Genomic DNA, 9864 nt, shown 5'->3' on the forward strand with positions numbered 1-9864 from the left:
AGTAAAAGGAAAATACGCACATGACAATTGAAATTCTGGTTCCAGATTTACCTGAATCTGTGGCTGATGCAACAGTTGCTACTTGGCACAAAAAACCGGGCGAAGCGGTTGCACGTGATGAAGTCATTGTAGATATCGAAACAGATAAAGTAGTTCTAGAAGTACCGGCTCCTGAAGCGGGTGTTCTGGAAGCTATCATCGAAGAAGAGGGTGCTACGGTACTTTCTAAGCAGCTTCTGGCTAAAATCAAGCCGGGTGCTGTCGCTGGTGAACCAACGAAAGACACCACTGAAGATACAGAAGCATCTCCTGATAAGCGCCATAAAGCTGCGCTAACAGAAGAGAACAACGACGCGCTAAGCCCAGCTGTTCGTCGCCTGCTTGCTGAGCACAACCTACAACCAGCTGACGTTAAAGGCACTGGTGTTGGTGGTCGTATTACTCGTGAAGACATCGACGCACACCTAGCAGCAGCGAAAGCGGCTCCGGCAGCAGCATCTGCACCAGCAGTTGAAGCGCCAGCAGCGGCTCGCAGCCAAAAACGCGTGCCTATGACTCGCCTGCGTAAGACAGTTGCAAACCGTCTTCTAGAAGCGAAAAACAGCACAGCAATGCTGACTACTTTCAACGAAGTGAACATGAAGCCAATCATGGACCTTCGTAAGCAGTACAAAGACCAATTCGAGAAACGTCACGATACGCGTCTTGGCTTCATGTCTTTCTACGTGAAAGCAGTAACAGAAGCACTGAAGCGTTTCCCAGAAGTGAACGCTTCTATTGATGGTACAGATATCGTTTACCACAACTACTTCGACATCAGCATGGCGGTATCTACGCCACGTGGTCTAGTGACTCCAGTACTCAAAGACTGTGACACACTAGGTTTCGCTGATATCGAAAAAGGCATCAAAGAGCTAGCAATCAAAGGTCGTGACGGCAAGCTAACGGTTGATGAACTGATGGGCGGCAACTTCACTATCACAAACGGTGGTGTATTTGGTTCTCTAATGTCTACGCCAATCATCAACCCGCCTCAAGCGGCAATTTTGGGTATGCACAAAATCCAAGACCGTCCAATGGCTGTTGATGGCAAGGTAGAGATTCTACCAATGATGTACCTAGCGCTTTCTTACGACCACCGTCTAATCGATGGCCGTGAATCAGTTGGCTTCCTAGTGACCATCAAAGAGCTTCTAGAAGATCCTGCACGTCTGCTATTAGACGTTTAGTATCGCTAAAACGTCTAGTTAACCCCGTTAGCTAGACGTAAAAAGTTTCAAAGGCTAGGCTGCTCAACGTCTGGCCTTCAATTGAACTGTAAAGCCATTAGAAAATGGACAGCAGTTGTTTTGAGAAGACCCTACAGACGTAACACAGGAAACTGTGTCGTTATGGAAATAATAATCCCTTAAGGGAAAATAAACGGAATATCAAAATGAATTTGCATGAATACCAAGCCAAACAGCTGTTTGCAGAATTCGGTTTGCCTGTACCAGAAGGTTTCGCATGTGATACTGCACAAGAAGCTTTCGAAGCTGCAGGTCGTATCAGTACAGCCAAGAAAGTCGTTAAGTGTCAAGTACACGCTGGTGGCCGCGGTAAAGCGGGCGGCGTAGAGCTACATGACACCAAAGAAGGCGTTAAAGAGTTTGCACAAAAGTGGCTAGGTAAAAACCTAGTGACTTACCAAACAGACGCTAATGGTCAGCCTGTAACTAAGATCCTAGTTGAAGAAGCATCAAACATTGCTAACGAACTTTACCTAGGTGCTGTTGTTGACCGCGCAACGCGTAAAATTGTATTCATGGCGTCAACTGAAGGCGGTGTGGACATTGAGAAAATCGCTGAAGAAACTCCAGAGTTGATTCACCAATCAGCGATCGATCCTCTAGTAGGCCCTCAAGCTTACCAAGGCCGTGAACTGGCGTTCAAACTTGGTCTAGTTGGCGATCAAATCAAACAGTTCGTTAAGATCTTCATGGGTCTTGGCAAAATGTTCTCTCAGTACGACCTAGCTCTACTAGAAATCAACCCGCTTGTAATTACTGGCGAAGGCAACCTGCTTTGTCTAGACGGCAAGATCAACATCGACTCAAACGCGATGTACCGTCAGCCTAAACTACGTGAAATGCACGATCCATCTCAAGAAGATGAGCGCGAAGCACACGCAGCACAGTGGGAACTGAACTACGTAGCACTAGATGGTAACGTTGGCTGTATGGTTAACGGTGCAGGCCTTGCGATGGGTACGATGGATATCGTAAACCTACACGGCGGCAAGCCAGCAAACTTCCTTGATGTAGGCGGCGGCGCGACAAAAGAACGTGTAGCTGAAGCATTCAAGATCATCCTTTCTGATGACAATGTTAAAGCAGTACTCGTAAACATTTTCGGTGGCATCGTTCGTTGTGACATGATCGCTGAAGGTATTATCGGTGCAGTTAAAGAAGTCGGCGTAACAGTTCCTGTAGTTGTTCGTCTAGAAGGTACAAACGCAGACCTAGGTCGCGAAGTACTTGCTAATTCTGATGTTGATATCATTGCAGCTGAATCTCTAACAGATGCTGCTCAGAAAGTTGTTGCTGCTGCGGAGGCTAAATAATGTCTGTATTAATTAACAAAGACACTAAAGTAATCTGTCAGGGTTTCACTGGCGGTCAAGGTACATTCCACTCAGACCAAGCTATCGCATACGGTACGCAAATGGTTGGTGGTGTTTCACCTGGTAAAGGTGGTCAAACTCACCTAGGCCTTCCAGTATTCAACACAGTACGTGAAGCGGTAGAAGTAACTGGCGCAACAGCAACAGTTATCTACGTACCAGCTCCTTTCTGTAAAGATGCAATCCTAGAAGCGATTGATGCAGGTATCGAACTGATCGTAACGATCACTGAAGGTATCCCTACAACAGATATGATCGACGTTAAAGTGAAGCTAGAAGAAACTGGCGTTCGCATGATCGGTCCTAACTGTCCAGGTCTTATCACTCCAGACGAGTGTAAGATTGGTATCATGCCTGGTCACATCCACAAGAAGGGTAAAGTAGGTATCGTATCTCGCAGCGGTACTCTGACGTACGAAGCAGTTAAGCAAACAACAGATGAAGGCTTTGGTCAGTCTACATGTGTTGGTATCGGTGGTGACCCTATCCCAGGTTCAAACTTCATTGATATCTTGAAACTTTTCCAAGAAGACCCAGAAACTGAAGCAATCGTAATGATTGGTGAAATCGGTGGTACTGCGGAAGAAGAAGCGGCTGATTTCATCAAAGCAAACGTAACTAAGCCAGTTGTATCTTACATCGCTGGTGTTACTGCTCCTCCGGGCAAACGTATGGGCCACGCAGGCGCAATCATCTCTGGCGGTAAAGGTACTGCTGAAGATAAATTCGCAGCACTAGAAGCAGCAGGCGTTAAGACTGTTAAGTCTCTTGCTGACATCGGTAAAGGCCTACGTGAAATCACGGGTTGGTAATCAGCTGGCTTTTATCGATTGAGATAGAAGTTAATTGAAACGATATTAATAAAAAGGCTTGGTCACTGACCAAGCCTTTTTTTATGTTTTCGAGATACGAGATCGTACTGCTAAGTGCTAAGCTCGACTTCTAACCATTTGAGATAGCATAAACATTGCTGCCGCACTGATAACCACAGACGGGCCAGCAGGCGTATCATAGAACCAAGACAAGCTTAATCCACCGAATACAGCGATAGAGCCAATAATTGATGCAAGGAAGGCCATCTGCTCAGGTGTGCTCGAGAACTTCCTTGCCGTTGCTGCAGGAATAATCAGTAGCGATGTCATGATTAACGCACCCACAAATTTCATACCGACAGCAATCACGATACCGACAAGCAGCATCAAAATCAGACGCATTAAATCAATGTTGATGCCGTCAACCGCTGCTAGATCTTCATTAACCGTCGTTGAAAGTAGCGGTCGCCAAAAGATAGCAAGCACTAATCCAATCACAGCCGCACCCGCATAGATGAATACCAAATCAGTCGGTGATACTGCAAGTAAGTCGCCAAATAAATAGCTCATTAGGTCGACACGAACATTGTCCAAGAAGCTAACGGCTACAAGACCCAAAGACAGTGCACTGTGTGCCAAAATACCGAGTAGGGTATCGGTCGCGACTAGCTTTTGTTTTTGCAATGTCACGAGTAACACGGCCAGCATCAAACAACAAATCAGCAGTGCGAAATACAAGTTGATGTTAAACAGAAAGCCAAGCGCTAAGCCCATCAAAGAGGCGTGTGCAAGGGTGTCACCAAAGTAAGCCATCTTGCGCCACACTACGAACGAACCCAGTGGTCCAGCAATAAGAGCAATGCCTAAGCCTGCAAGAATAGAAGGTAGAAGAAACTCAAGCATTAGTGGTGATGTCCGTGTTTATGGTTGGAGCAGTCGTGCACATCTCCAGAAACTGGCTGGCCGGCCAAGTCATGGTGATGATGGTCATGTTGGTGGTGGTAGAAAGCCAAACTCTCTTGAACCGCGGTACCGAATAGCGCGATATAAGAAGGGTGGTGCTTGATATCAGCTGGTGCACCAGAGCAACAGATGTGGTGATGCAGACAGATCACATCGTCTGTTTTTGCCATCACTAAATGCAAGTCATGTGAAACCATAAACACAGCACAACCAAAGCGGTGGCGAATGGTGTCAATCAAGTCATACAGGTCTATTTGCCCTTGAACGTCGACGCCTTGAGCCGGTTCATCGAGAACCAGTAGATCTGGTCTTCTTAGCAATGAACGAGCAATGAGCACACGTTGGTTTTCTCCGCCAGATAGCTGGTGCATGTTACTCTTCTGCAGATGTTCAGCACCAACAAGCTTCAATGCTTCAAGGATCTCTTGCTGACTGAAATTGCCAGTGAGTTTTAGAAAACGCTCTACGTTGAGCGGTAGGGAATCATTGAGCTTTAATTTTTGTGGTACATAGCCAATTTTCAGTTTTTTAGCTTTTGTTATTGTGCCTGAAAATTTGGTCTGTAAACCCAGTACCACTTTTACTAATGTCGACTTTCCTGCACCGTTTGGCCCAATCAGGGTGGTGATTCTGCCGCGCTCTAAATTTAGAGAGATGTTGTCTAGAACTTTTCGACCGTCAAATTCGACGCTCACAGAATCTAGTTGGATTAAGTTATCCATGAATAGAACTCATTTGCAATTCGCTAATGTTATAATGTAACATTTACCTCAAGCCTAAGCTACTTTTCTATTATCGAGGGATTATGTCACGTTCATCTTTTATACTTGCTACTTTGCTTTTAGCGCCAAGTGTCGCAAGTGCCAATACTATTCTAACAAGCTTTAAACCAATTCAAATGATTGTGACAGAATTAACGCAAGGCGTTAGTGAGCCGGATGTGTTGATGAACAGCAATGCTTCGCCGCATGATTATGCGCTTAAGCCATCGGATGTCAAAAAAGTTCATAGTGCCGATATGGTCATCTGGTTCGGCCCTGACCTAGAAGCCTTTCTGACTAAGGTGATTGGTTCAAAAGAAAATGTTATCAAGATCAGTGATATTCCCGGAATCAACTTGCGAGAGTTCGGACACGAAGAGCATGACCACGATGCACATGAAGGGCACCACCACGGTAGCCATGACCCGCATTTTTGGTTAGGTATCGAGCAAGTTGAAGTAGCTGCAAAATACATCTCAGCTAAGTTGATTGAATCTGATCCAGACAACGCAATGGCGTACCAAGAGAATCTCGATTCATTCCTGATTGCATTGAAAGAGAAGCAACAGTCTATTCGAGAGCAACTTGCACCCGTGAAAGACAAAGGTTACTACGTTTTTCATGACGCGTATGGTTACTTTGAGCAAGAGTTTGAGCTAAATAACTTAGGTCACTTTACGGTGAGCCCAGAGCGTAAGCCGGGCGCAAAAAGCCTGATCGCTATTAAGAAAACGATAGTACGTGAAAACGTTCAATGTGTGTTTTCTGAGCCTCAATTCACTCCTGCTGTGATTGAATCAGTGACGCGCGGAAGTAACGCAAAACAAGGTCAGCTTGACCCTATCGGTTCAACAGTTGAAGTGAAGAGTGGAAGCTATTTCGATTTTCTTCAGCAACTTACAGATAGCTATACAAGTTGCTTAGACGAGAAGTAAGTCATAAACGAGTATTCTTTACTCTACTTTGCTCTCGTTAATTTATGAATCATGCCGCTTTTTGCGGCATTTTCGTGACCGCTAAGATAAAACCTCCTAACAAATAACAAACCTCCTTTCTCCTTTTCTAATTTCCGCTAAAATGGAAAGATAATAATAAGCACAAAAAAACTCAGTTTTTGGTTTAGCAACGATAAGACGTTGTGGTACCCAAAATTTCATGTGTTGTTGCTGTTCAGGATTAAGAGTTGTATCGAATTATCTTCAAAATGTTCATGTTAATGAGCATTTCATTTAGCGTTCTAGCGGTAAATACCTCGCCCTCCGTTTTCTATCCTTTGCCCGTTCAAGCGCAAGGGAATTTCCTTGCGGCTAAAAACTTGTATTTAGGTGCCGGAGGTGCGCTCTGGGTTCATGATGTGCATGGAAAAGTACTCTTTTACGATGGTCGAACTCTATTCCCTCGCAAGGGAAGCTTACTGCAATTTTCTTCGGAAAGAGTCGCCTTTCTGAACGATGAGTTTTGGACATTTTTCGACAATGAGGTCTATCGACATAACCCTGGAATTGGCAACGAATTGGCGTTTAGCCTAAGTTCCGGCGCTGAAATAGCGAATATCGGTGCATCAGGCGATTATATTTGGGTTACTGACGGCAGTAATTTCTATACCTACAACACTCAATCTTTAGAATTCAACACCTACTCTCTACTTAAACTGTACCGATACAATAACAGCAGTGACATTGCGATTAACGACGCTGAGTGGGTACTATCAAAGTGGGTGCTAGCGACCAGTTCTGGCGTTTACCTTTCAGAGAATCAAGAGTTTACCCATGTCACCGCATCAGACAAAAACCATATTGAGACGGTTTATTTTTCGAATGCTCGACGTGAGTTAGTGATCGGTACTTTAAATGGTGCTGTGATTGTTGATCTCGCGAACCCAGACAAAGAGACCATCGTTAAAGGGTCGCATGTTCTCTCGTTGGCCGAAACTTCGGACCAGTATTGGATTGGTACAGAGCACGGCCTTATTAGCTACAACTTTATTACGGGACAAATTACTCGATTCGAACAAGCCGCTAGTCAAGACTTCTCGTTACCGGGTGAGAAAATATATTCGTTGATAAACGATCATGCTGGTGGTATGTGGGTTGCGACAAACAACGGTATCCGATACTTCTCACTGTTCAGCAAAACCTTCTCGAGAACACCCCTAACTGGAATGGGCATGCATTCGAGTAGTGTGGTGATCAATAAAGTACTGCCTGTCAGTGACCAGTTATCTTGGGTCGCGTCTTCAATGGGGCTCTACTTGGTTGATTCTGAAAGTGAAGAGAACCCAATTCGTGTTTACTCTAACCCTGTTAATGATTTTGAGATCTTTGGCTCTTCCATTTGGTTGGCGACCGAACAAGGTATCATCAGTCTAAATACGGAAACACTACAACCCGAAGCCCTTGATTTACCAAGGCCAATTGAGGGAGTGCGTGTTGAAAACCTTGCGCTTCAAGCCGATAACGTTCTTTGGATGACCTCTGGGCAAAACCTCTATTCGTTATCTATCGAAACCATGAAACTGACGAGTTATGGCACTGACTGGTTAGTCGACAAGTTCTTGCCTGCGAAGATCACCGCTCTCAATGTAGGCTTGCTAGGTCGCATCTATATAGGAACGGATCATGGCTTCTACTCGTTCATTGATAAACGAATTAGCTTTAGTCGTTCCAGCGAACGGTTTGGCAAAGTCGTCGATATTGAAAAAGCGAAGGATGGAGCGCAGTGGTTTGCGAGCAGTTATGGCGTGTATCGAATCCCGGATGACAGCTCTATTATTCAAGAAATCACTCTTGTTGAAGACAATATTAGCCCCAACTGCCTGATAAGCGATGACAATGGTGTTTGGTTAGGCTCTTCGAAAGGCATCAGTTATTACGGATTGGATGGGCAACTGCATAAACACATAGGTTCGCCATTTGGTTTGATCACCAATGAACTGGCGGCAGGAGCGTGTGCTCTTTTTTACAGTCAAGATAGCCAACCTTCGAGGCTTGTTTTCGGCTCAAAGTATGGTGTAGTCAGCGCGTTATCTAACGAGTTACTGGTATCAACTACACCTCATAGCCGTGCCTTGTTGAGTAAGATAAGTGTCGACCAACAAACGGTATCACTTGGCGGGAAAACGGCAGAGCTGGATGAGATTCCTTATGGTTCATCGATGGGGTTTAAGCTAGGTATCTTACCAGCAACGTTCGCACCTGCGATGGAATACCGACTGAGCGACGATGAACCTTGGAGTGAGTTTGAAGGGGGCTTGTTAACGCTCGATCATCTTCTTCCAGGGGATTACACACTTGAAGTGAAGCCGGTTAAAAGCTCCCATTATCGCTTTGTGTCAACCAATCAAAGCTTCTCGATTGCGGAGCCTTGGTATCTGACCAATTGGGCTGCAGCAAGCTCTCTGATATTACTGATTGGCGTTGTGACTATCTTAGTCTTTTGGCGTTCGCGTTATGTCACTTTTGCCAACCGGCACTTAAAAGCGCAAGTTGCACTGAAGACAGACCAATTGAGGCACCAAAGCCGGATATTACTCGCCACTAATCAACAGCTTAAAAAGCAGCTATCCGTGAAGAATGCGCTTGTGTCTCACACTGCCAATGAACTCTCTTCTGAAGTGAATCATATTGCTGCGATGCTCCCGAATTGGAATGACGAGCTCGGGAAGTCGCCGATTCTAACCTTGAAAAATGGCTTAGCTCAATTGAATAATACGCCTCAAGGAGAAGGGCAAGTTTGTTACGATATAATTTTAATCTTAGAGGTGGTACTCAAAGCTTGGCAGGATGACTTAACCAAAGCCGGTATTGAACTGGATATTAAAGTCGAAACAAAACAACGATATGTCTCGTTGCTGTATTTTAATCTCGATATTATCTTCAATAGCTTGGTTGCGAGCATCATCAAGAGAAACTTTAAGTCGCAGAGTATGGTGGTTCTGGTTGAAGAGGTTAAGGAGCATCTTGTTGTGACCATTCGAGATCATGGGATGCCTTTCCCTAAACTGGCATCAAGCATGGGTGACAATACCGGAAAGTCGACCGACCTTAACATCGAAAAGCTGCCGCTATTGATGAATCAGAGCGGTGGTGAGCTTAATGCCTTTGTTTCGGAGTCTCAAAATAAGGTTCAGCTTTCGTGGCCAATTGAGTATCAAGTACTCGACAATCTTGAAGCCAGCACAATTGAACAGATTGAAACCATTAAGCTTGCCGCCTCAACACCAGAGCAACAAAAACTGACAGCGGAACAAGAGTGGAAGAACAGAGTGTCGCAGCTTGTGAGTGAAAACTACGCTGATGCCGAGTTCAGTACTGCAACTGCCGCTAAGTATTTGTTTATGTCTGAGAGAAGCTTACAGAGACGCTTTAAATCGGCTTACAACAAGACCTTCAAAGAGCACTTGAATGAAGTACGTCTAGAGCATGCGTGTGAGCGCTTACTCGCTGGAGAGAAGATCTCTGATGTGGCGTTTGATTCGGGGTTCAATGACCCTTCCTATTTCAGTCAAAGGTTTAAGCACCACTTTGGCATGTCACCATCTAAGTTTGCTGAAAACAACGAAGAGTAGCACGCAGCGGATACTCAGCTAGAACATAAATAAAGATACTTTAGCCTCGACATTCGTGTTGGGGCTTTTTTATGCTTCTACGAGATACGAGATACGAGA

Annotated in this window: 7 protein-coding genes; 5 read left to right on the forward strand and 2 right to left on the reverse strand. The window is 45.0% G+C overall.

All coding sequences use genetic code 11. The features are described from left to right. Positions 1–20: 20 nt before the first annotated feature. The 3 genes from odhB (at position 21) to sucD (ending at position 3474) form a co-directional block, all read left to right on the forward strand. Positions 21–1229, forward strand: a complete 1209-nt coding sequence (odhB, locus tag AB4209_RS14380) for a 2-oxoglutarate dehydrogenase complex dihydrolipoyllysine-residue succinyltransferase (RefSeq protein ID WP_017056410.1) — start codon at positions 21–23, stop codon at positions 1227–1229. Between the two features lie 206 nt (positions 1230–1435). Further along, on the forward strand, positions 1436–2602 hold the full coding sequence (gene sucC, locus AB4209_RS14385; RefSeq protein WP_019820479.1) for an ADP-forming succinate--CoA ligase subunit beta: 1167 nt from the start codon (positions 1436–1438) through the stop codon (positions 2600–2602). Beyond that, the gene (gene sucD / locus AB4209_RS14390) at positions 2602–3474 is read left to right on the forward strand and encodes a succinate--CoA ligase subunit alpha (protein WP_017061945.1); all 873 of its coding nucleotides are present in this window, start codon (positions 2602–2604) and stop codon (positions 3472–3474) included. The genes sucC and sucD overlap by 1 nt, the downstream gene beginning before the upstream one ends. A gap of 117 nt (positions 3475–3591) precedes the next feature. Here sucD and znuB read toward each other — a convergent pair whose 3' ends face one another. After that, a complete protein-coding gene (gene znuB, locus AB4209_RS14395) occupies positions 3592–4377 on the reverse strand; it encodes a zinc ABC transporter permease subunit ZnuB (protein ID WP_017061944.1) in 786 nt (261 codons plus the stop codon). Continuing rightward, positions 4377–5159: a zinc ABC transporter ATP-binding protein ZnuC gene (gene znuC, locus AB4209_RS14400; protein ID WP_372056272.1), complete on the reverse strand. Its 783-nt coding sequence runs from the start codon at positions 5157–5159 to the stop codon at positions 4377–4379. The genes znuB and znuC overlap by 1 nt, the downstream gene beginning before the upstream one ends. An 83-nt stretch (positions 5160–5242) precedes the next feature. Here znuC and znuA point away from each other — a divergent pair, with 83 nt between their 5' ends. Next, positions 5243–6133: a zinc ABC transporter substrate-binding protein ZnuA gene (gene znuA, locus AB4209_RS14405; protein WP_017067380.1), complete on the forward strand. Its 891-nt coding sequence runs from the start codon at positions 5243–5245 to the stop codon at positions 6131–6133. Between the two features lie 269 nt (positions 6134–6402). After that, positions 6403–9765: a helix-turn-helix domain-containing protein gene (locus tag AB4209_RS14410; RefSeq protein WP_372056276.1), complete on the forward strand. Its 3363-nt coding sequence runs from the start codon at positions 6403–6405 to the stop codon at positions 9763–9765. Positions 9766–9864: the final 99 nt, after the last annotated feature.

The organism is Vibrio sp. 10N.286.48.C11 (assembly GCF_041469805.1).
Lineage (GTDB): Bacteria > Pseudomonadota > Gammaproteobacteria > Enterobacterales > Vibrionaceae > Vibrio > Vibrio crassostreae_C.